23 protein-coding genes and 1 other RNA gene are annotated in these 22,118 nt (G+C 42.9%); 6 read left to right on the top strand and 18 right to left on the bottom strand.

The window, feature by feature from the left end; genetic code table 11:
• Window positions 1-47: 47 nt before the first annotated feature.
• The 3 genes from AC0L46_RS10715 to AC0L46_RS10705 form a co-directional block, all read right to left on the bottom strand.
• Window positions 48-1,433 (bottom strand): glyceraldehyde-3-phosphate dehydrogenase, encoded by a 1,386-nt coding sequence (locus AC0L46_RS10715; RefSeq protein ID WP_473503495.1) that lies wholly within the window; start codon window positions 1,431-1,433, stop codon window positions 48-50.
• 263 nt (window positions 1,434-1,696) lie between these two features.
• Window positions 1,697-2,026, bottom strand: coding sequence for a DUF3392 domain-containing protein (locus tag AC0L46_RS10710; protein WP_414680733.1), 330 nt, complete (start codon window positions 2,024-2,026; stop codon window positions 1,697-1,699).
• Window positions 2,027-2,084: 58 nt separating this feature from the next.
• Complete coding sequence (locus tag AC0L46_RS10705; protein WP_473503493.1) at window positions 2,085-2,468, bottom strand: hypothetical protein; 384 nt, start codon at window positions 2,466-2,468, stop codon at window positions 2,085-2,087.
• Between the two features lie 335 nt (window positions 2,469-2,803).
• Here AC0L46_RS10705 and AC0L46_RS10700 point away from each other — a divergent pair, with 335 nt between their 5' ends.
• Window positions 2,804-3,415, top strand: a complete 612-nt coding sequence (locus tag AC0L46_RS10700) for a uridine kinase family protein (RefSeq protein ID WP_317002744.1) — start codon at window positions 2,804-2,806, stop codon at window positions 3,413-3,415.
• Window positions 3,416-3,455: 40 nt separating this feature from the next.
• Here AC0L46_RS10700 and dnaJ read toward each other — a convergent pair whose 3' ends face one another.
• From dnaJ to AC0L46_RS10680, 4 genes are all read right to left on the bottom strand, one after another.
• Window positions 3,456-4,583, bottom strand: a complete 1,128-nt coding sequence (dnaJ, locus tag AC0L46_RS10695) for a molecular chaperone DnaJ (RefSeq protein ID WP_414680735.1) — start codon at window positions 4,581-4,583, stop codon at window positions 3,456-3,458.
• A gap of 185 nt (window positions 4,584-4,768) precedes the next feature.
• Window positions 4,769-6,685: a molecular chaperone DnaK gene (gene dnaK / locus AC0L46_RS10690; RefSeq protein ID WP_414680736.1), complete on the bottom strand. Its 1,917-nt coding sequence runs from the start codon at window positions 6,683-6,685 to the stop codon at window positions 4,769-4,771.
• Between the two features lie 101 nt (window positions 6,686-6,786).
• On the bottom strand, window positions 6,787-7,365 hold the full coding sequence (gene grpE / locus AC0L46_RS10685) for a nucleotide exchange factor GrpE (RefSeq protein WP_414680737.1): 579 nt from the start codon (window positions 7,363-7,365) through the stop codon (window positions 6,787-6,789).
• A gap of 239 nt (window positions 7,366-7,604) precedes the next feature.
• Window positions 7,605-9,365 carry a sensor domain-containing diguanylate cyclase gene (locus AC0L46_RS10680; RefSeq protein WP_473503490.1) on the bottom strand — a complete coding sequence of 587 codons (1,761 nt, stop codon included), beginning with the start codon at window positions 9,363-9,365 and terminating at the stop codon, window positions 7,605-7,607.
• Between the two features lie 195 nt (window positions 9,366-9,560).
• Here AC0L46_RS10680 and recN point away from each other — a divergent pair, with 195 nt between their 5' ends.
• On the top strand, window positions 9,561-11,231 hold the full coding sequence (gene recN, locus AC0L46_RS10675) for a DNA repair protein RecN (protein ID WP_473503488.1): 1,671 nt from the start codon (window positions 9,561-9,563) through the stop codon (window positions 11,229-11,231).
• A 110-nt stretch (window positions 11,232-11,341) separates the two neighbouring features.
• On the opposite strand, the gene fur is transcribed toward recN, so the two are convergent.
• Window positions 11,342-11,752, bottom strand: a complete 411-nt coding sequence (gene fur, locus AC0L46_RS10670) for a ferric iron uptake transcriptional regulator (RefSeq protein ID WP_317005131.1) — start codon at window positions 11,750-11,752, stop codon at window positions 11,342-11,344.
• 69 nt (window positions 11,753-11,821) lie between these two features.
• Here fur and AC0L46_RS10665 point away from each other — a divergent pair, with 69 nt between their 5' ends.
• The gene (locus AC0L46_RS10665; RefSeq protein WP_414680740.1) at window positions 11,822-12,136 is read left to right on the top strand and encodes an outer membrane protein assembly factor BamE; all 315 of its coding nucleotides are present in this window, start codon (window positions 11,822-11,824) and stop codon (window positions 12,134-12,136) included.
• A 2-nt stretch (window positions 12,137-12,138) separates the two neighbouring features.
• Here the strand turns inward: AC0L46_RS10665 and AC0L46_RS10660 are convergent, their stop codons facing one another.
• The 3 genes from AC0L46_RS10660 to AC0L46_RS10650 are packed head-to-tail and all read right to left on the bottom strand — an operon-like array spanning window position 12,139 to window position 14,212.
• A complete protein-coding gene (locus AC0L46_RS10660) occupies window positions 12,139-12,417 on the bottom strand; it encodes an RnfH family protein (RefSeq protein WP_317005133.1) in 279 nt (92 codons plus the stop codon).
• Between the two features lie 3 nt (window positions 12,418-12,420).
• Window positions 12,421-12,852, bottom strand: a complete 432-nt coding sequence (locus tag AC0L46_RS10655) for a type II toxin-antitoxin system RatA family toxin (protein WP_473503486.1) — start codon at window positions 12,850-12,852, stop codon at window positions 12,421-12,423.
• 1 nt (window position 12,853) lies between these two features.
• Window positions 12,854-14,212: a sodium-dependent transporter gene (locus AC0L46_RS10650; RefSeq protein WP_473503484.1), complete on the bottom strand. Its 1,359-nt coding sequence runs from the start codon at window positions 14,210-14,212 to the stop codon at window positions 12,854-12,856.
• A 180-nt stretch (window positions 14,213-14,392) separates the two neighbouring features.
• Here AC0L46_RS10650 and smpB point away from each other — a divergent pair, with 180 nt between their 5' ends.
• Window positions 14,393-14,872, top strand: coding sequence for an SsrA-binding protein SmpB (gene smpB / locus AC0L46_RS10645; RefSeq protein WP_414680743.1), 480 nt, complete (start codon window positions 14,393-14,395; stop codon window positions 14,870-14,872).
• A 54-nt stretch (window positions 14,873-14,926) separates the two neighbouring features.
• Window positions 14,927-15,288: a transfer-messenger RNA gene (gene ssrA, locus AC0L46_RS10640) on the top strand.
• Window positions 15,289-15,335: 47 nt separating this feature from the next.
• Here the strand turns inward: ssrA and AC0L46_RS10635 are convergent.
• Both AC0L46_RS10635 and AC0L46_RS10630 read right to left on the bottom strand, forming a co-directional pair.
• On the bottom strand, window positions 15,336-16,502 hold the full coding sequence (locus tag AC0L46_RS10635; RefSeq protein ID WP_473503482.1) for an amino acid aminotransferase: 1,167 nt from the start codon (window positions 16,500-16,502) through the stop codon (window positions 15,336-15,338).
• A 19-nt stretch (window positions 16,503-16,521) separates the two neighbouring features.
• A complete protein-coding gene (locus tag AC0L46_RS10630; protein WP_473503480.1) occupies window positions 16,522-17,427 on the bottom strand; it encodes a DMT family transporter in 906 nt (301 codons plus the stop codon).
• 161 nt (window positions 17,428-17,588) lie between these two features.
• On the opposite strand from AC0L46_RS10630, the gene AC0L46_RS10625 reads away from it, so the two are divergent.
• Entirely contained in the window at window positions 17,589-18,044 is a 456-nt protein-coding gene (locus AC0L46_RS10625) for an Lrp/AsnC family transcriptional regulator (RefSeq protein WP_473503478.1), read from the top strand.
• 9 nt (window positions 18,045-18,053) lie between these two features.
• Here AC0L46_RS10625 and AC0L46_RS10620 read toward each other — a convergent pair whose 3' ends face one another.
• Genes AC0L46_RS10620 through AC0L46_RS10600 form a run of 5 tightly spaced genes read right to left on the bottom strand, consistent with a single transcriptional unit; the run spans window position 18,054 to window position 22,100 of the window.
• Window positions 18,054-19,814 carry a lysophospholipid acyltransferase family protein gene (locus tag AC0L46_RS10620; protein WP_473503476.1) on the bottom strand — a complete coding sequence of 587 codons (1,761 nt, stop codon included), beginning with the start codon at window positions 19,812-19,814 and terminating at the stop codon, window positions 18,054-18,056.
• A 30-nt stretch (window positions 19,815-19,844) separates the two neighbouring features.
• Entirely contained in the window at window positions 19,845-20,300 is a 456-nt protein-coding gene (locus AC0L46_RS10615; protein WP_473503474.1) for a hypothetical protein, read from the bottom strand.
• Window positions 20,301-20,313: 13 nt separating this feature from the next.
• Window positions 20,314-20,751 carry a YHS domain-containing (seleno)protein gene (locus tag AC0L46_RS10610; RefSeq protein WP_473503472.1) on the bottom strand — a complete coding sequence of 146 codons (438 nt, stop codon included), beginning with the start codon at window positions 20,749-20,751 and terminating at the stop codon, window positions 20,314-20,316.
• Window positions 20,752-20,763: 12 nt separating this feature from the next.
• Window positions 20,764-21,525: an NRDE family protein gene (locus AC0L46_RS10605; RefSeq protein WP_473503470.1), complete on the bottom strand. Its 762-nt coding sequence runs from the start codon at window positions 21,523-21,525 to the stop codon at window positions 20,764-20,766.
• A complete protein-coding gene (locus AC0L46_RS10600) occupies window positions 21,522-22,100 on the bottom strand; it encodes a DinB family protein (RefSeq protein ID WP_473503468.1) in 579 nt (192 codons plus the stop codon). Before AC0L46_RS10600 ends, AC0L46_RS10605 begins: the two co-directional genes overlap by 4 nt.
• Between the last annotated feature and the right edge of the window lie 18 nt (window positions 22,101-22,118).

The raw sequence follows: 22,118 nt of genomic DNA, 5'->3' as shown, positions 1-22,118 counted from the left end.
GCGACCTTCTAAGGTCGCCTTTTTACAAAGAGACTTCTGTGATGAACTTAAGCCGCTTGATCTGTTTGTAACGTCACGTCTTTCTTTTCACTGGAAGCATTGAGCTTAGTTAACTTCTCCATTAAGCGAACCACCTGACAGCTGTAGCCGTACTCGTTGTCGTACCAGACATACAGAATCGCTTGATTATCACGCACTTTGGTTGATAGGGAATCCAATATACCCGCTTGTTGAGAGCCAATAAAATCAGAACTCACAGCATCGGCACCATCGCTGTAGCCAATTTGACCTGTCAGCTCAGCACTGTTGGAAGCACGTTTTAACAGCTGATTTATTTCTTCTGCTGACGCAGCGGATTTTAAATTCAAACTCAATACCGCAATGGAAACGTTAATTACTGGTACTCGAATCGCACTACCGCTTAACTTTCCTTCCAATGTTGGAATAGCTTTTGAAACCGCTTTCGCTGCGCCCGTCTCCGTCATCACCATATTCATACTGGCAGCACGACCACGACGATCACCCTTATGAATGTTATCAATCAAGTTTTGATCATTGGTGTACGCATGAACGGTTTCTACATGACCAGACTCAATGCCGTATTCGTTCTCTAACACAGATAGTATTGGAGTAATGGCGTTGGTCGTACAAGATGCAGCGGAAATGATACGGTCATCTTCGGTAACATCGCTGTCATTCACTCCAAATACTATGTTCTTCATTTCTTTGCCGGGTGCCGTTAAGACAACACGACTAATACCAGGTCGATTCAAATGCACGCTCAACCCATCACGATCACGCCAGCGACCTGTATTATCCACTAACAGAGCGTCATCAATACCATGAGCTTGATAATCTACTTCTGCAGGGTCAGATGCGTAAATAATCTTTACTGGCGAGCCATTAATGACCAAGGTTTGGTTAATCTCGTCTACTTTCACTAAGCCTTCGTAGACGCCATGTACAGAATCATATTTGAGCAAGCTAGCACGCTTGGACAAATCATTGTCGCAAGCTTTACGAACCACAATAGCCGCCAAATTCATCCCCGGTGTAGTGTGTCCCAAAGTACACATTCGACGAGCTAATAAACGACCAATTCGACCAAAGCCATATAAAACAACAGGCGTTTCCGCACCGCTTTTGGGCTTAGCAGCCAATACGGATGCAATATCCGCTTCAGCCAACAAAGACTCTAATTCGACAACGGTATGAGAGACATCGCTTGCTAATACTTGCTCTAACACTTGATACACTTGAGTGAGATCTAATTCAGGAGACTGATCAAAAGCCGCCATCAAACCTGTCACAGAATCGGCCATTAATGGATTACCAGCCAATTCAATTTTCACTGATTTTTCACGCCCAAGTTTACCCAAAAGAGGAATCATTGATTCCGCCTGAGCAAGTGTTTGTAACCAAGTATTTGTCATGTTCTGCCCCTCGAAAACACACTGTCAAACCAAAATATGATCGCAGCTTAACGGCAGATTAAGACAAAAACAAATTGTAAAAAGGCAACAAAAAACCTTTTAAATCGGTAATTTAGAGCGTTTTTTTAGAGAAATAACGAAATAAACAGAAAGGGTTAGAAACTTTACCACATAATCTCAAAGCAGAACCTAATTCGCCTATAAACAACAAGGTTATGTGGTAATTTGGCAACAAAAACTGGTAGAAACTTTCATGAATTATTTTATAAATGGCGCTTTCGTTCAGCTAAAATCCCCAATAAACAAAAGCAAGCGAACACAAGAACAGGACGATATATCAAATCTACTTGTGTAATCCCCCAGTAAACCAATGGCTGACTCCAAAGCGTCAGTAAGCCGTATCCAAAAGTACACATCAGAATAAAAGCCGACACTCGCGCAATGAAAATCCAAGAAGAAACCAGCTTCTTCAGAAAACCATTTATTTTGTCGCCATAAATGACCAAACAAGTCGCCACTAGTGCCAAAGAAATATCATGCAAATGAGATTGAACAAGGTGAGCTAAACGAAGATTTAAATCGAGAATAAGCATGGTTAATGAATCAAACAACTTTCTAATTAAGAGTTAATATTTACAACTGCCAGCAATGCTATTGGTTCTTTCGAGACAAAGCTTCTACGTCAATTTTTCCCGATCTAGATTGCACTCTAGGTCGTTCATCCACATAAGCAAGCGACACATCAAAAGTGGTATTGCGCAACTCAATCGTCGTGCCCTCTCGGAAAAGCCATCTTGCCTTGCCAATACCATTAGACAAATAACCCGCTGCTGGCGTTCCGTATTTCTGCTCTAACAATTTACCAAGAGATTGGCGCTTTTCATTGCTCTCAACTACGCCAGATAATAAAGCTTGTTGAATATATCCAGATGAGTTTGTGAATACGGTAGCATTGGTTACGCCTAAGATCCCTTCTGTTCCCAAGCTGTAGCTGGTTTGACCTTCTTTATAGGACGGATAACTTGTTATACCCATGCTTCGCAGCTTGCTATTTAACCTGCTTAGACTTAAATCGTTGAATCGTAAACCAAACAATTCAGCATAACTTGAAGTCCCTACAGCGCTCTGAGTTGCAGCATAAACAGATAAGCTTCCTAACCCACTCCAAAAAAGCAGGCAGATAAACACAATTGACGCTTTTCTTTCTCGCATTAATAGTTTCCCTCTAAAACATCATCCAGTTTAAACAGGCAAAAAACACCAAATCTGATATATAATACAACACTATAAGCGCCTTCTACTCAAGGCGCTGCAAAACTTTATTTTCTAAGCTCGATTTATTTTTGAGCTTTATTTATTTGAGGTAATAAATGGCACTTGTTATTGGTATCACTGGCGTCTCAGGAAGTGGGAAAAGTCGACTTTGTTCTTTATTAGCAGAAGGACAAGGCGACAAAATCACCGTTCTATGCCAAGACAGTTTCTACAATGGTTGCGGCAGTATTGACCCTGACGTCTATAATTTTGACGATTTGAGTTCATTGGATCTTGAAAGCCTTACTCTGGCCATTCATAACTGCAAAAACCGCCAGCAACCAAATGAAATTCCTGTGTATGATCACTCACAACACAAGCGTACTGGTTACCGCAATCTAGACCCAACACACGTGGTGCTGGTTGAAGGTCATATGATGTTCCAAGATCCAGGTATTCGTGATGCGGTCGATTATCTTTTATTTGTTGATACCGATATGGACATCGCCATTGTACGACGCCTAAAGCGTGATATTGCAGAGCGCGGCCGTGATGTAAACGAAGTAACAAGCCGCTACATGCGCCACGTTCGTCAAGCAGCCCTGAAAACTATTGATATTCGCAATAAAGCGGACTTTATTATTCCGAATAACAAAAGCTTTACCAATGCTGCGAACTTGCTGCGTAACCACATTGATTACCTACTAAAAGAAAAAGGCGCTAAATAAGCGCCTTTTTACTTTATTTCCAATCTGATCTAGAAACCACTTACTTCTTAATATCGTCGAAGAAGCGTTTCACGCCATCAAACCAGCTTTTTTGCTTAGGTGAATGATCCGTTCCTTCACCCATGCTTTCAGCCAATTCAGTAAACAATTCTTTCTGACGTGACGTTAAGTTCACAGGCGTTTCAATCACAACCTTACAGATCAAGTCACCTACTGGGCCACCGCGAACAGGTTTAACACCTTTATTACGCAAGCGGAACAACTTGCCTGTCTGACATTCAGCTGTGACTTTCAAACGCACACGACCATCTAATGTCGGCACATCAATTTCACCGCCTAATGCTGCAGTCGTGAAGCTAATTGGCACTTCACAATATAAATTCGCGCCATCGCGCTCAAAAATACTGTGAGGTTTAACAGAAACTTGAACAAACAAGTCACCTGCTGGACCACCTTGAGATCCGGCTTCACCTTCACCAGACAAGCGAATACGGTCACCTGTATCAACACCCGCTGGAATTTTAACATTAAGCGTTTTGTATTCTTGTACTCGACCTTGCCCATGACAATCTGAACATGGATCAGAAATAACCTGACCTTGACCATGACATTCTGGACAAGTTTGCTGAACAGAAAAGAAACCTTGTGACATACGAACTTGACCAGCGCCACCACAGGTTCCACAGGTTTTCGGTGTAGAGCCTTTCTTGGCACCAGAACCATCACATTTCTTACAGTTCGTTAGTGTTGGAATACGGATTTTTTCTTCGCATCCCCAAACCGCTTGTTCAAGATCAAGTTCTAGCGTGTAACGTAAATCTGACCCTCGACGAGTACGACTCTGGCCACCGCCACCTCCGCCACCGAAGATGTCACCGAATACGTCACCAAAAATATCGCTAAAGCCACCCGCACCCGCGCCGCCATAACCGCCGCCTTGGCCGTTTACACCTTCATGACCAAAACGATCATAAGCTGCACGCTTGTCATCGGATGACAGAATTTCATAAGCTTCTGCAAGCTCTTTAAACTTTTCCAGCGCTTCTGGATTATCTGGGTTCTTATCAGGGTGATACTTATTCGCTAAGGAACGATAAGCTTTTTTGATGTCTTTCTTATCAGCGCCTTTGGCGACACCAAGAACCTCGTAATAGTCTCTTTTGCTCATTGCAGGAGTTTCCCGAATTGAAAAGTCTGAATCATAAAATTTAAACAATAAAAGTCTGAACTTAAAAATTCAGACTACAAAAATCGTTATCTGAGCAAATTGTAAATAGCAAAACACGGTCCTAGAACCGTGCCTGCTATAAACAACCTCTTTAAAAAGAGGCAACGATATAAGTAACTTAACGCTTACTTTTTATCGTCTTTTACTTCTTCGAATTCTGCGTCAACAGCGTCATCCTGAGCAGTAGCTTGTTCGCCTGCTGGTTGTTCTGCGCCAGCTGCTTCCGCTTCAGCGTACATCTTCTGAGCCAAAGAACCAGATGCTTGAGTCAACGCATTGGTTTTCTCTTCGATCTTCTCTTTGTCGTTAGATGTTAGCGCTTCTTCAAGTTCAGAAATCGCTGTTTCGATCGCTGCTTTCTCTTCTTCAGTCGCTTTATCGCCCGCATCAGTCAATGTTTTGCGAGTCGCGTGGATCATGCCGTCAGCTGTGTTGCGAACTTGTACAAGTTCTTCGAACTTGCGGTCTTCCTCCGCATTCGCTTCAGCGTCTTGAACCATTTTTTCGACTTCTTCATCGCTCAAACCAGAAGAAGACTTGATCACGATAGACTGTTCTTTACCTGTCGCTTTGTCTTTCGCAGACACGCTCAAGATACCGTTAGCATCAATGTCGAAGCTTACTTCGATTTGTGGCACACCACGTGGAGCAGGTGGAATATCAGCCAAGTCGAAACGACCTAGAGATTTGTTCTGAGCCGCTTGCTTACGCTCACCTTGCAATGCGTGGATAGTTACCGCATTTTGGTTGTCTTCTGCAGTCGAGAATGTCTGAGATTTCTTAGTAGGAATCGTCGTGTTTTTCTCGATCAAGGCAGTCATAACACCGCCCATGGTTTCGATACCTAGAGACAGAGGCGTTACGTCTAGAAGAAGAACGTCTTTTACGTCACCAGCCAATACCGCACCTTGGATAGAAGCACCGATCGCAACCGCTTCATCAGGGTTTACGTCTTTACGTGGCTCTTTACCGAAGAATTCAGTTACTTTCGCTTGAACCAATGGCATACGTGTTTGACCACCAACCAAGATAACTTCGTCAATATCAGAAGCAGACAATTCAGCGTCTTTCAATGCTTGACGGCAAGGCTCAAGAGACTTGATTACAAGCTCTTCTACCAAAGATTCCAACTTAGAACGAGTCAATTTAACGTTCAAGTGCTTAGGACCAGTCGCATCTGCAGTGATGTAAGGCAAGTTAACTTCTGTTTGAGAAGAAGAAGACAATTCAACCTTCGCTTTCTCACCCGCTTCTTTAAGACGCTGTAGAGCCAATGGATCGTTGTGTAGATCGATGCCAGTATCTTTCTTGAATTCAGCTGCCAAGAACTCGATAACACGCATGTCGAAGTCTTCACCACCTAGGAAAGTATCACCGTTTGTAGACAATACTTCGAATTGCTTCTCACCATCTACGTCTGCGATTTCGATGATAGAGATATCGAATGTACCACCACCAAGGTCATAAACCGCGATAGTTGAATCGCCAGAACTCTTATCAAGGCCGTATGCAAGAGCCGCTGCTGTTGGCTCGTTGATAATACGTTTTACTTCTAGACCCGCAATTTTACCGGCATCTTTTGTTGCTTGACGCTGAGAGTCGTTAAAGTAAGCAGGAACCGTGATAACTGCTTCTGTTACTTTCTCACCTAGGTAGTCTTCCGCTGTTTTCTTCATTTTCTTAAGAACTTCAGCCGAGATTTGTGGTGGCGCTTTCTTGTCGCCTTTAATTTCTACCCACGCATCGCCGTTGTCTGCAGCCATAATTTTGTAAGGCACCATAGAGATGTCTTTCTGAACAACGTCGTCTTTAAATTTACGACCAATCAAACGCTTAACCGCAAACAAAGTGTTTGTTGGGTTAGTTACTGCTTGGCGCTTAGCTGATTGACCAACAAGTACTTCACCATCGTCAGCAAAAGCAACGATGGAAGGCGTGGTGCGATCACCTTCAGCATTTTCAATAACGCGAGCTTTCTCGCCATCTAATACAGCAACACAAGAGTTCGTTGTACCTAAGTCAATACCAATGATTTTACCCATCGTTTGTATCTCCAATAATTTCGTTTATTTCAATGATAATTCTGTATTTGGGTACGCTTCTGAGTATTTCAAGCGCCTAGTGTCAAAAAAATGACAGTAAATTATGCTGCGCTAGAAACCACTACCATTGCTGGACGTAATAGACGTCCATGAAGCGTATAACCTTTCTGTACCACATCCATTACTGTATTAGGTTCTAGTTCTGGATTTGGCACCATAGTCATCGCCTGATGCAATTCAGGGTTGAACGGTTCGCCATGTGGATCAATCGCTTTCACTTCAAAGCGCGCTAGGGTTTCAAGCAAATCTTTAAGCGTTAGCTCTACACCTTCACGAACAAGATCTTCTTCATCGGTTGCTGCCGTAGACGCAAGAGCTCGCTCTAGGTTATCTGCAACACCAACAATTGCCTTGGCAAATTTCTCAATACCAAACTTGTGCGCTTTTTCAACGTCTTGCTCTGCACGACGACGAACATTTTGTGCGTCAGCGTGAGCGCGAAGTGCTGCTTCTTTGTACTGAGCAACCTCTTCTAATGCTTTAGCAAGCTCATCATTCTCAGTAACTTCTTCTAGTAGCTCTGCTTCAGGCTCTAAAAGTTCTTCTACTGCTTCATTTTGTGTTTCGCTTTTCAAGTCTGGCTCCGTTTCTAGGTTAGGATTTTTCTGCTGATCACTCATCTTTTACTCCAAATAACAGAAACAATTCATTCTCTGTGGTGGTTATATGGGGACAGCTTTTTGCCTTTCAACAGTAAAACCGCATTAATTTTATGGGATTTTTTAACTTCATTTATAAAGCATAAAAAAGAACAACCACCGATAAAAAAACTGAATAAAAACAAGCATAAAAAAGGGCTGCAACAGCAGCCCTTAATATTAAACAGAACAAAAAACTCAGGTTCAAAAATAATAAATTGTCACGACACTATTCTATTACGACCATTTTTCTTCGCTTGATACAACTTATTATCTGCTTCGGTGATCATTTTGTCTGGCGTTTCTCCAGATCGGCAGCTGATTCCTCCGCTAACAGTAATCACTCGATCAATACCTTCAATAGTTAAGCTCTCGACTTTTTCTCGAATACGCTCCGCTACTTCCAAGGCTTCATCATTAGAGATATCCGGCAAAATAACGAGTATTTCTTCTCCGCCAAAACGCCCAACAAAATCCTGTTTACGGGTTTGTGATTGGATACATTTTGCTATTTCACATAGGGCATCATCCCCAACCAAGTGACCATACTCATCATTGATTCTTTTGAAGTGATCAATATCAAAAAGGATCAATGCCAACGATTGTTGATCGGATACTGGGACGTTTAATAAGGCTTGCAGCTTAGCGTCAACAAAACGTCGGTTAAATAAGCCCGTTAAGTCATCTTGATGCAGCAATGTATTAATCTTTTCCGTCTTTTCATTAAAGACCTTAGCAAGGTCGTCAAACTCTTGATAAGTCACGTCGTCATGATTAATTAGATTCATCCGTGCGGAGCTTTTTTGCATATGATCCGAGAAAAACTCGATACCTCGCCGAATCCGCTTGGTCGTAAAATGCGCCACCAAAACACCAAGTAACCCCAAACCAAACATTAACAACAGAATATTCAAAATACTCGACTGCAATCTGTTATTCAGCTCTTGTTGGTTTTTCTCTATTGCAGCCTGTAAAGCTGTCATATCGACATTCGATCCGACAACCCAATCCCACTCAGGAATCGCAGCCACATAAGTTAAGGAATTGTAATAACCTTGTGGATCAGACATGGTGTTTTTTGGCCATAAATGCGAGAAGAAACCATAAAACGGTACTTTTTCCGTCAAGGCTAATTGCTGCTGGATGATTTTCACTCCATTCGCATCCGTCAGATCATAGTTTTCTTTACCAATTAGTTCTGGATAAACACCGTTCGCAATCTGCACGCCTTTTCGGTCATGAATAAAAGCATACTCTTTATTGTGTTCACCAAACCTAAGTTGATCCACATAATCCAGCATTTCTTCCTGAACCGATTGTCTTACAACGTCGACGTATTCGCCTGTTCCGAAATACCAATCATATGGCGCAAACTTTTTCACATAGACAATTTTCTTAAAACGATTCTCAGCGTCACCTGGCTTTTTCCAATAACCTTCTGTAAAACCGTGGCCATAACGCTTCACTACTTCTATTTCGTCTCGCAGCGGGTAATTTCCTAGATCATCTTGCAGATCATATAAATTGGTGCCTTCTGATTTAGGGTAAACAGGGTAAAGAATTACATCCCCCTGCAAAGTATCGATAAAGTAATAACCTCGTCCTTGATTGTATCTAAGGCCTCGCACTGTTTCGCGTATCAGCTGTTTAATCTCATCGTCCGACTTAATACCCTTATTACTGGTATAAATATCCATCATCAGGCTATTCAGTTCATAAACCCGATTTTTTAAGTCATCCTTAAGATCCTGTTCAATTTTATTGTTTCGATACTGAGCGAGGTTAACCAGTGTATCTACACGGTTTTTCAGTTGAGATCTGACTTGACTGATATGGGATCGCTCAAGGCGATTGGAGTCTAGTTCATATTTTTCATAAATACTTTCTACCCATAAAGCAGAAATAATAAGTAGGGCAATAGCACCCAAGGAAAGCGCATTAATGAACACCAACAAAGTCAGTCTTTTCTTCTTCACCTGCATACCCATCCTTAGCCTTATTCTCCAAATATGTTAACTAGATACACAATACTACCCTGTTTCTCTAAGCACCAGCCAATACTATTAAACTCTTTACACAGAACAAAAGAAAAGAAATAACTGACTCTAGCACTTGTCAAAAAACAGCCAACTACTGTATAAATAACCATATGTATTTTTTCTCTTTTGGAGCCCTCTATGCTGACTAGCATTGCTATTTCCAATTTCGCGATTGTTGAAGCCCTAGAGCTTGAGTTTAAACAAGGCATGACAGTGATTTCAGGTGAAACCGGTGCTGGTAAATCCATTATGGTGGATGCTTTATCGCTTTGTTTAGGCGATCGTACGGATGCTGCTGTCGTCAGGCACGGAGAGAAAAAAGCCGATATCAGTGCGAGCTTCGATATACAGCATTATCCGCATGTACATGAATGGCTCGAAGAAAGAGACCTAGAGCACGACCAGCATTGCATCTTACGTCGTGTCATCAGTAAAGAAGGTCGTTCAAAAGCCTATATTAATGGCCGTCCATGCACTTTAAGCGACTTAAAAGAAGTTGGTAGCCATCTAGTTGATATTCATGGTCAACATGAGCATCAGTCGCTACTTAAGAAAAACGCTCAAAGACAACAACTGGATGCTTATGGGCAACTCACTGATTTAACAAAAAAAGTTAGCGCTCAGCACACCATTTGGCGACAACTAAAAGAAGAGTTGTCAGCAAAACAGAGCAGATCTTCTGAACAAGACGCAAAAGTTCAACTTCTGTCCTATCAAGCACAAGAGCTGCAACGCCTTGACTTAAAAGAAGGTGAAATTGAATCTCTTGAAAACGAGCAGAGCTTCTTATCTAACATTGCCGACTCTCAGTTAAAAGCCTATCAAGCCAGCAATATTTTAATTGATAGCGACGAAGGTAATATTTGCTCTCTACTGAATCAAGCTCTTAGCAGCGCAAGCCAAATTCGCCCTGCAACAAAAGAGCTAGAAAGCGCACTGGAAATGATGAACGACGCTCTTATTCAAGCGCAAGAAGCCGCGGACAGTTTGCATCATTACCAAGATACCCTAGAGCAAGATCCTGAGCGATTAGCTGAAATAGAGCAACGTTTGTCCGACATTTACGATACCGCACGTAAACACAGAGTCTTACCAGAAGCCTTGATTTCACTGAGAGAAAGCGTTGAAGAAGAGTTAGAAGGACTGCAAGGCAGCGAAGAAAGCTTAGAAGCGTTGAAAGAAAAAGAAGAACAAGCCTATGAAACACTCACAGCATTGGCGACAACTTTGACAGAAAAACGCATCACAGCCAAAGACGATTTAGCTAAAAAAGTAGAAGAGCAAATTCATGGTCTAGGCATGCCTCATGCTCGATTCTTTATTCAATGCCAGCCATTGAATCAAGTCACCGCCAATGGTTTCGAAGACATTGAATACATGATTGCTTCCAACCCAGGGCAACCCGCTCAACCTTTACGGAAAGTTGCGTCAGGTGGTGAATTGTCTCGCATCAGTTTGGGCATTCAAGTGGTCACAGCACACACGTCTATTATTCCAACCCTCGTCTTTGATGAAGTCGATGTGGGTATCAGTGGTGGGATTGCTGAAGTCGTCGGGCGCATGTTGCGATCTGTTGGTAAACGTGGCCAAGTATTCTGCGTTACTCACTTGGCTCAAGTGGCTGCGCAAGGTAATCAACACTTAAGAGTAAGCAAAAACGTGTCTAATGAAACCACTTCGTCACAAGTGGATTTATTGAAAGATCAGGATCGCACACAAGAGATTGCTCGTTTACTTGGCGGCTTAGAACTGACAGAACAAACGCTTGCTCACGCCAGAGAAATGCTAGGTAACGTACAGCTTCAATAACTCAGAAAAAGTTACAACACAGCAAAACAAAAAAGGAGGTTAAGCATTCAACTTAACCTCCTTTTTTATAGAACAAAGCTTTAAAGAGTAAATCTTTTAAAAGCCAGTGCTTACTTTTGTTTTGGACGTACGTACAAAATCAAACTGTGGTCTTCAATCTCGAAGCCATGCTCTTCCGCGATTTCGTGCTGACGTTTTTCAATAATAGGGTCAACAAACTCAATTACTCGACCACTGTCTAAACAAATCATGTGGTCGTGGTGATCGCCTTTCGCCAATTCAAACACCGCCGTGCCAGCTTCAAAGTGATGACGCTGAACCAAGCCCGCTGTTTCAAATTGAGTTAACACGCGATAAACCGTTGCTAAACCTACGTCTTCGCCTTGATCAAGCAGAGTACGATATACATCGTCCGCGCTCATATGGCGCTCGCCTGCACTCTCAAGGATCTGTAAAATTTTCACTCGTGGCAAAGTTACCTTGAGTCCCGCTTTCTTTAGCTCTTGATTTTCGCTAGTCATGAGTCATTCTCTATTCGTTCTTGTTGATAATTACTTTATCATTAGCACACCAGAGTAAGGATAATACAAATGAAAAAATCAGTTTTAATTTTATGTGCCGCACTTTCACTCAGTGCATGCAGTTTATTTACACCTTACAAAGTTCCAGTTACTCAAGGGAACCTTGTGACACAGGAGCAACTATCACAGCTAGAAGTTGGTATGTCTGAATCTCAAGTCACTTACCTACTAGGTAATCCTATGATAAGAGACACATTTAAACCAGACGAATGGCATTATATGTTTACCGTTCTTCATCCAGCAACAGACACCAAAACCAGTGAAGTGAACAACCTAGTGCTTACCTTCAGTGACGGTGTTTTAACACAAATCAAAAACAACTAAGCTTAGCTGTTTTTTGCTGCTCGGTTGGCTCTAGCTTGTTTAGGGTCAACCTTCAGTTCTCGGTACAGCTCTACACGCTCACCTTCTTTTAATACTTGATCGTCAGCATTTCTTACTGCTTTACCGAAAATACCTACCTTGATCGTTTCCACATCAATGTTAGGGAAAAATGTCGTTATATTTGAACGACGTACTGCATCACGAACAGTACAGCCCTCTTCAACCTCTAAGGCTACAATCTTTTGCTTATCAGGCTCAGCATAAGCTACTTCAACTCTCATACTCTATTCACCGTACACTACTTTTGCGCGTTTACTAAAAGAGTCCACCATGGCGTTAGCAACTTGGCTAAACACCCCACCAAAGGCGAACTTCAACATACCACTCAGCTCAAACTCAATACTCAGCATAATTTTACAACTTGTCGGTGACAGTTCTGTAAAAGTCCAAACGCCATGCAAGCTTTTGAATGGCCCAGACACCAAAGCCATCTCGATGCGATTGTACTGCTCTAATGTATTTCTTGTTGTAAAGGATTGTTTCACTGGTCCTTTACCAACATCTAAAGACGCCACTATCTCTGTTGCTGTTTGTGAAATTAACTTAGAGCCTAAACAACCAGGTAAAAACTCTGGGTAAGCATCAACATCATTAACCAAAGCAAACATCTGCTCGCAACTATAATTAACATGAGCAAACCGCTCTACATGACTCAAACTAAACTCCTATCCAACCTGCAACCGTAATCATCACCATTGCAGGAATACTTATATACTTCAGGACTTTATACCACCATTGAAAATGGCTAAGACGCTTTGTGATCATCTCATTTTGCAACATGGAATGCGGAATAAACCAAGCCACCAATATAGACAAAAGAATCGCCCCAATAGGTAATAGAATCAACGAGGTTACTGAGTCCAACACTTCAAAGAAGTTCAGCCCTAAAACAATATCGCTGTCCCAATGATTAAAAGACAACAGCACGGCAACACCGACAAACCAAACCAACACGCCCATCAAAAACGCGGCTTTTAAACGGGCAATGTAGAACTTTTCGTGCAGCCAAGCGACAAACAATTCCAACATCGAAATCGCTGAAGTTAATGCCGCTATCACCAATAATAAGAAGAAAATACTGGCAAAGAACTGGCCGCCAATTAAATTGCCGAAGATGATAGGCAAAGAAACAAAGGTCAAACTTGGGCCTGCTTCCACATCAATTTGAAAAGCGAACACTAGAGGAAAAATAACCAAACCTGCTAACAAAGCCACCAGCAAATCTACACCAACGACAATCGTACAAGCACGGGCAATCGACATACGCTTACTAATATAGGCACCGTAAGCAAACATAGCGCCCATACCAACACTTAAGCTAAATAACGCAAGACTAACAGCAGCAAGAACCACATCGAAGGTCACATCTTGCCAAGACCACTGGAACATAAAGCGTAGCGTGGAATCCATATCGCCTATTGAGACAGAATAAACAGCCAACGCACCCAAAGTAATAACGAGCGCAGGCAATAAAAACCGAACAACAGCAGACAAGCCACGAGTAACTGACTGCCCTACTGTCACCACAACCAACACAACAAACACAGAATGCCACAACAGCATTTCAGTCGGTTCAGCCAGCAAGCCAGTAAACATATCGGTTGCAGAAGAGCTTGTAATCCCCATGAAATCACCAGATATGGCTCTCTCTAAATAAGCAAGAGACCAACCCGCAATCACACTGTAAAACGACAGAATCAAAAAGCCCGTTATGCCGGCGATCCAAGGCACAATCACCCAAGCAGAATGGACAATACGGCGCTCACTTAAATCATTTACCGTATCAATAGGGTTAGAACGAACGGTTCGACCCAAAGCAACTTCTGCGATCAAAACAGGCAAGCCAACTAAGAGTAAACACAGGCAATACACCAACAAAAAAGCGCCACCGCCATTTTGTCCTAGTACATAAGGAAACTTCCAAATGTTCCCTAACCCGACCGCAGACCCGCTCGCCGCAAAAATAAATATCCACGGACTGGACCAGATACCTTGTAAACATCGACTTTCCGGCATAAATTACGCTCTAAATAACAATAAGGACACTAAAGGATAGGTGGCAAATACAAACCTAGCGACACATTCGCAACACCTAACCAATCAAAATAACTAATAGGTATGAATTTTCTTACATTCGAGCGCATACCTCAAGAAAAGCATAGGTTTTTACCTCTATCGACCGTATAATTTCCCACTATGAGTAAAGCAAAGAAAAAATCCAACAGCACAGGCACCATCGCCCTCAACAAACGCGCCAAGCACGACTATTTTGTCGATCAGAAATTCGAAGCCGGCTTAGCGTTATCAGGTTGGGAGGTGAAAAGCCTACGTGAAGGCAAAGCCCAACTGGTTGACTCCTTCGTTATCATTCACCAAAACGAAGCTTGGTTAGTCGGTGCGCGCATTACACCACTATTAAGTGCTTCCACTCACGTGGTTTGTGAGCCAGTGCGTCAGCGCAAGCTTTTGCTAAACCGCAAAGAGATTGATCGCATCATCCAAGTGACGGAACAAAAAGGCAAAACCTGTGCCGCCATGGCTCTTTACTGGAAAGGCAACAAGATCAAATGTGAAGTGGCTCTGGTAACAGGTAAGAAAGATCACGACAAACGCGATACAGCCAAAGAGCGCGACTGGGCTCGAGATAAAGAACGATTAATGAAACACAGCGTTTAAGACGGTGAACGTCTAGCGAAACCACTTGGTTTCCGTTAGAATGGCCGCAACTTCGGGGATGACTTGGTTTCGACGCCGGTTACAAAACCTGAGGTGCATGTCGAGAGTGATGCGTGATCTCGTAAATCCCCCGCATCAATTATATAGTCGCAAACGACGAAAACTACGCTTTAGCAGCCTAAACCCCTGCTAGTGTGCTGCCCTCAGGTTGCTTGTAGCCAGAGATTCCGCAGTATCATAAATTACAAGATGCTAACTGATGCCCCGCCTAGGGATAAGGTTCTAAGACTAAGTAGGCTCGCCATTAACACCCTGTCCTTCGGGCGGTTCGTGGTCAAACAATAGAAGTGACTAAACATGTAGATCCGATGGCAGAGGACTGGCGGACGGGGGTTCGAATCCCCCCATCTCCACCAATTCAAAAAAACCACCTTAGGGTGGTTTTTTTATGCCTACATATTTGTCACACGACAGCCATAATAGCTTGAGCCAATCTTGGGATTTGCGAAGTATTAAGCCCTGCAATATTGACTCTGCCATTTGGCACACCATAAATAGCAAATTCCTCTTTTAGTCTCATCATTTGCTCTGGGCTGAGTGGCAATAGTGAGAACATGCCTTTTTGCTTTGCGATGCTGCGAAAAGCTTCTGGCGCGCCGAGTGCCATCAAAGCATCGGTTAATGCTTGGCGAATTTCAATAACACGATTACGGTATGTGGCTAACTCGCTCAACCAGTCTTTAGGGTCATCCAGTAACATGGCTGCAATGGCTGAGCCATGATCTGGCGGCATGGAGTAGTTCGCTCTGGTGATTAATTCTAACAAAGCACGAATGTCGTTATGGCGAGTTTGATCTTTGGTAACAACCAGTGCCGCGCCTGTACGCTCACAATACAAGCCCATATTTTTGGAACAACTACTGGCGATCAAGACAAAATCCATTTGATCAAGCAGCAATCGTAGGCCAGCTGCGTCTTGATCAGGCTCATCACCAAAGCCCTGATACGCCATGTCGATTAGCGGTATCAGCTTCTTGCTCTGGCACAAGTCGATAAACTTTTGCCACTGATCCAGAGTTGGGTCTATTCCTGTTGGGTTATGACAACAACCATGAAGCAAGAGAATATCGCCCTCTTTCGCACCTTCTAAATCCATCAAGCATTTTTCTATGTCTAACTGACCACCTTTGTCTTCCCAGCGAAACGGCTCTACAGTTAAACCTGCGCCTTCCATTAATGGTCGATGATTTAGGTAGCCTGGTTCGGTATTCCAGACTGTGGCTTGCGGGGACAATTTGGCAATGAAATCCGCTAATACTCGCAATGCGCCAGAACCACCCACAGTTTGTATGGTGCAATGGTCATCTAAACGATTGTTTCCTAATAAGAATTTTGCTATTTTTCGGTTAAATGTCATATTGCCTGAAAGCATGCGATAGGCTTTTGATGCACCTTCTTCAGCCAGCTGTTTTTCGGCTTCCTGAACCTTCTTCATCGTTGGAGTGTGCCCTGTTTCATCACGATAAACTCCCACTAAAAGGTCTATTTTTTCAGCTCTAGAGTCTTCATTGAATTCACTTAGAATCTGCCAAAGAGGGTCGCCTTTCATGTGCGGTAATTGAGCCAACATTGCTTTTACTCCCTAGAAATTAAATACGATTAGATAAAATGACGCCAGCGATGGTCAGCAAAATTCCACCGACAATCGCCACAGTTAGTGACTCGCCAAAGATAGGCACAGCTAATAATGCCGTCACACTTGGAGAAATGGATCCGATGACAGATGACTTTGCCGAACCCAAACGCTGAACAGCGTATGAAAAACCTAATGTCGCCAACACACCAATACCCAAACCTTGAACCAAGATAAAAGGCAGAGCGTCTTGCCAAGAAAAGCTGCCCAATGATGTCGGAAAAACACCAAGTAAAAGCAACGTCAGCACAATAAAAAATGAGCTATAAGACAAAATGATCGCAACGCTAATAGCACTAAGGCCTGCGCGTATTAAGCCCATTGTGTAAAACGCCCACACAATGGCCGCGCTCAGCAAATAAAGCACACCCTGATGAATGTTGACAGACATGACATCTGATCGCCCAACGACCATCACTACAACGCCCATTAAGATCAGAGATAAAGCAAGCGCTCGCTTAATAGGGAGGCTTTTTCGGTAAACTACAAAGCTCAAAGCGGCAACGAAAAGCGGCGGAGTTCCAGCCAATATTGTTCCAACATAAGCCGTTGGTGCTGTTTCTGCTCCCAGTGCCGCGAAGAGCAGAAAAGGAATTCCACCCAGTAGGATAAATAACAAGTCGGACACTCGAGCTCGTTTTATCTCAGCATAATGAGCCGATATGAAAGGAGCGAATAAAATCACAGGAACCGCAAAGCGTATCAAAGCGACATCAATAAATTGCAGTGGCGACATGCTTATGCCGCGCACAGTTAGAGCCAATCCAGACCAGATCAGCAGCACCATTAACATCACCAAATAGCCTTTTGCTAAAGGTGATAAAAATCTCGGCTTCTCACTCGGCGCAGTAACTCGCAACATACAGTTTGTCCTAGAAGGTAATTTCCAAAATTTGATTTCGTGAAATTATCCGTCAACTTGTACGCTTTTATCCGGCAATAATGATATAGAATTAGAGAAAGCTTAGTGCTTACCATCAATAGATGGTATTTTTTTAGTGTAAATCGCCAAGAGAGAAAAGCATGAACAGAATTGATCGCCACATCTTAGAAATCCTCCAAAGCCAAGGACGCCTTTCTACAGCGGAGTTATCAGACCTTGTTGGCTTGTCACCTTCACCATGTGCACGACGTTTAAAACGCCTTGAAGACGAAGGTTATATTGAAGGCTATCAAGCGAACTTGAACAAAACCAAAGCAGGCATTCCGATGACATTTTTTGTTGAGGTGAGCTTAAGCAATCATCAAGAAGAATCGATTAATCAGTTTGAGACCGCCCTAGACAATATGGAAGAAGTGATTAATGGTCATATTGTCTCAGGGTCGTATGATTACTTATTAGAAGTCGTTAGCGCAGATTTAAAAGGCTATGAAGCTTTTACAAACAAACTCCATAAAATAACCAGTGTTAAAGACATCCACACACACTTGTCGGTTAGGCAAGCCATCAAACGAAAAGCATTGCCTATTTATCTGTAACCGACGCGCTTAGGTTTCGTCTTGATGATGCTTTTCCAAGTAGGTTTCCGCTTCCTCTCTTCCCATATATTTGCCAAGGGTTTTGAGCGGCACTTGTCGTAAGTCCACAACGATTAAACCATCAAGCGTATCATGGAAAGCGTGATCCACATTGAAGCTGACAAGCTTGCCGTTCATCTTCAAATATTGTCGCAACAAAACAGGTAAGCCTTTGCCATTTTCCATGCGAGCCAATATTTTTGATAACAGCTCTACGCTGGCCAAAGCCGACAGCAAGTTAGGTTGCCAGAATTCTGTAGTACGTTTTCGCAATGGCGTAGAAGCAGTAACCAATTGCGCTTTTTCCTGATCATAATGATGTAAAGACAAAGCTTGCGCCATCAGTTGTCGCGCATTTTCACTGTAGTCATTACTGATGCTGACAGGGCCAAATAAATGTGTGTATTTGGGATGACGAGACACCAAGGCCGCAATGCCTTTCCATAACAACAATAAGGAATTCAAGTTCCTCTGATACGCTTCCGCGACCACAGAACGGCCAACTTCAATGCTTTGATCCAAGGTATTGAGAAAAGCTTCATCGTAATGAAACAAGCTACGGGAATACAAACCATTTAAGCCGCGCTCTTTCATCAATTGATCGACAAAACCCAAACGATAAGAGCCGACAATTTGCTTGTCTTCTTTGTGCCAAACAAACAATTGTTGGTAATACTCATCGTATTGGTCGAGATCACACGCAAGGCCACTTCCCTCACCAACGCCGCGGAAACTTTCTTCTCGAATGCGACCTATCTCTTGCATCAGGTTAGGAATGTTTTTTGTAGGCGTGCAATAAACAGCAAAATCCCCTTGCTCAAGCAACAAGGCGTCTTCTGGTAGCTGAGCCAATTCATCTAATAAAAGATTGGTTTCAATAGGCGCAATAATAGGTGAGTCATGACTTTGTGGCACATCCAGCTCAGCTTCTTTACGATCTGGACTCATCAGGTAAGTATTCAACCTGAGGTAATTCACTAAATCCTTCTCATCTTCAAAGCTTTTTAGCTCAGAGAAAGGAATCGCATTTCCGACAGATAAATTAATGGTTTTCGATTGTTTATTAAGTAACTCTTTACCAAGTAAAGCCGTACGCAACAAAGGATGAATACGCCCAGCCTGATAAAACAGAGAGCTGTTTTTGCCATCAATAAAAATAGGCACGGTTGTCGCTTGGCTACGACTAACAAACTTAGCGACGGAGTTTCGCCATTCTACATCTGCTAGCACTTTGCTGCCTTTTGGATAAGTAGACACTTCACCAGCCGGAAATATCACTAACAAACCACCATCGGCTAAATGCTTATTGGCTTCACGAATCGCTAAGCTGTTGGTTTTCTTTGCTTTATCACCACCAAAGACATTTACACCGATAAATAGATCACTGATTTCAGGCAAGCGCTTTAGCATTTCATTCGCCAGTACCTTCACGTCTTGGCGAACTTCTGCGAGCATGTCTGCCACAATCACACCTTCAATCGCGCCCAATGGGTGATTTGCCACCACCACAACAGGACCTTCTTTCGGAATAGTATCCAAGGAGCCTGAGGCAATGCTGTATTCCACATTCAAAGCTTTCAATGTGTAATTCATGAATTCAAAGGTGGAATGTGTTTCAGGACGTTGTTGATAAAAGCCATCTAGCTTGCTCAATCCCGTCACCCATTCCAAGAAGCTCTCACCTAAGCCAAAAGGCGTTATTCTTGGTAAACGAAATGGGCTATTCATCATACTCTTTTCTCTTATTTATACGGTTTATTATTATTTAAAAAATGTCGTGTACAAGCGGCTCAAAACGCCAGATTCGCTTTTCAGATCTCGCAGCGATAGAAAAGCAGCCGATAACCAAACTAAGCAAGCCATGCCGAACAACAAACCATTGTCATAACCGACTATGTCACCCGCTTCATTGAACTCAGGCATCACGATGCCCAATGGCGTAAATAGATGGAAGATGATCGCGCCGGACATAATACCGACCGCCATCAAAGCACCAAGACCGTGCCAGCGAGAGAACAATAATATGGTCGCAATCAGTTCAGCCGAGCCAATCACATAGGCGCCATATTGTGCGAATAATTCCAAACTAGACCAATCGCCTAGCGTGCCGAAAATGTACTCAGTTTCGTATGAGCCAGTAAATTTGAAGAACAAAGACTGTACAAAAACAAAGCCAATAAAAACGGCTGGAAGATGCTTGCTTGGCTGAAATGACATAAATGTTTCCTTTTTATTTTATTAAGTTAGGCCAGTTTTTATCGGCTTGTTGAATGTGTAAAGCACGATCAGCGTCCCACTTTTCTTTCACAGACTGGTTGTAGTTCAAATACAATTTGCCGTCTACAATCGCCCATTTTTCAGGGTCAGAAGGTGCGAAATCACCTTTAGCCGAAATCGCCCAAGCGCAATAGCCACCATACTGAGGCGCGTATTTTTCAGGCTCAGCGAGGAACAAATCCAAGTTCTCTTGTGAAGAGAAATACCAGTTTGCGCCCTGATATTTTGTTTTATACTGGCTGCTTCCTTTCACTGGACGATTCTCCGTAAAGTAAGCAACAGTATCGTAACCGCTCACGGCTTTATTGCTTAAAAAACCAGTTGAAATTGCATCGGCTGCAAAACTAAGTTGGCTTACAACCAATAACAAAACTGAAAGTACAATTTTCATATTTACACTCCTTTATAGGGCGACTTCTAACGCCTTTTTGTGAGGGAAACTGACGGTATTTTTAGCAAGAGATTCCTGAGTCAAATGACCACAAAGCGCTCCAGCCACATAAGACATACTTTGCGTTTTTGCAGATACAGCAACACGCGTAAAACTGACTGTTTCAGCATCGTCACGATGCATACAAACAGACAAGTGAGAATGTTCTGGGTGATGATGTTGATGGAAGGCTAACAGACTTTCTTGAGTCGGCTCGCTGCCCACAACTTGGTCATAAATGGCGTAACGATAAGCCATCACTTCCTCCAACTTTACGCCAGAAGAAAACAACGGCGCTTCAATCGGCTCGATGACTTTCTCGACGCCATCCCATTTAATGGCCATTACTGGCTGGCCTTGCTGACAAATACTGAGATCAAACGCCAACAAGATAAAAGGAGCGAATTGCGGCAAAGATAAACGTTCAAATGCCATGCAAACATCTTTGATGCTCTTTTCTTTCGACAAAGTTTTGAGCAGCAAACCACGGCTAAACAACACGTGCTCAGGCATTTGACCTTGATAGTTGTTCAATAAGCAAAGACTCAAACCCACTTCGTTTGTGCTAATCCAACTCCCTTGCCCAACAGGATCAATCGGCATCAGAATTTTCATATCGTCCATATTTTGAACTCGTGGAGGCAAAGCGGCGGCGCGCGCCTTCTGCTCATCACGATTAAAGAAAATCTCATAGCCTTTGCTATTCACAAGCCAAGTAACAGAACACATGATCATTGGCCTCTCATATAGGACAAAGTAGCCGGCGCCAAACCAAAGTCATCATTCACTTTAATGTCCAACAAGCTGATGGTGACTTTCGTCATAGCAAAATGATGATTCGCATGCAGTGCCACAAACGTTAGCTCGCGCTCTAAAGTGGACTGCATTTGCTGAGACTGTTTATGAGTTAAAGAAACTTCTGTAGATAATGTAACCGTCGCTTTAAGCTGCTTTTGTGAAACGCTTTCTAACCAATGAATTAAGTGCTCAATTTCGGATAAACCACGCTGACGTGAAGTTTCCACCGAGTGACCGCGACGTCTGTAATCATAATCAATCATTTCTGGGGCATTCTGACTCTGTCCATGCAAATGATAGGCGTTATAAACCGCATGAAATAAATCCAAGAGATGACGAAAGTGCTCTCCAATCGTACTGGTAACATGCGGTGGCGCAGACCATAAATATTGCTCGTCCGTTAGTGAACTCAAACATTCATGACCTTGCTCTAAGGCTTCTATGCAACCTTGTAGCACTGGCAGTTCTCGGCCAACTGGCACGCCTTGATGATTCTTTGGTGTAGCAAACATACAATTCTCTTTCATTCG

This window comes from Marinomonas sp. 15G6-16 (genome assembly GCF_055809555.1).
The sequence above is the reverse complement of the archived record's forward strand: the minus strand, read 5'-3'. Positions and strand labels throughout refer to the sequence as shown.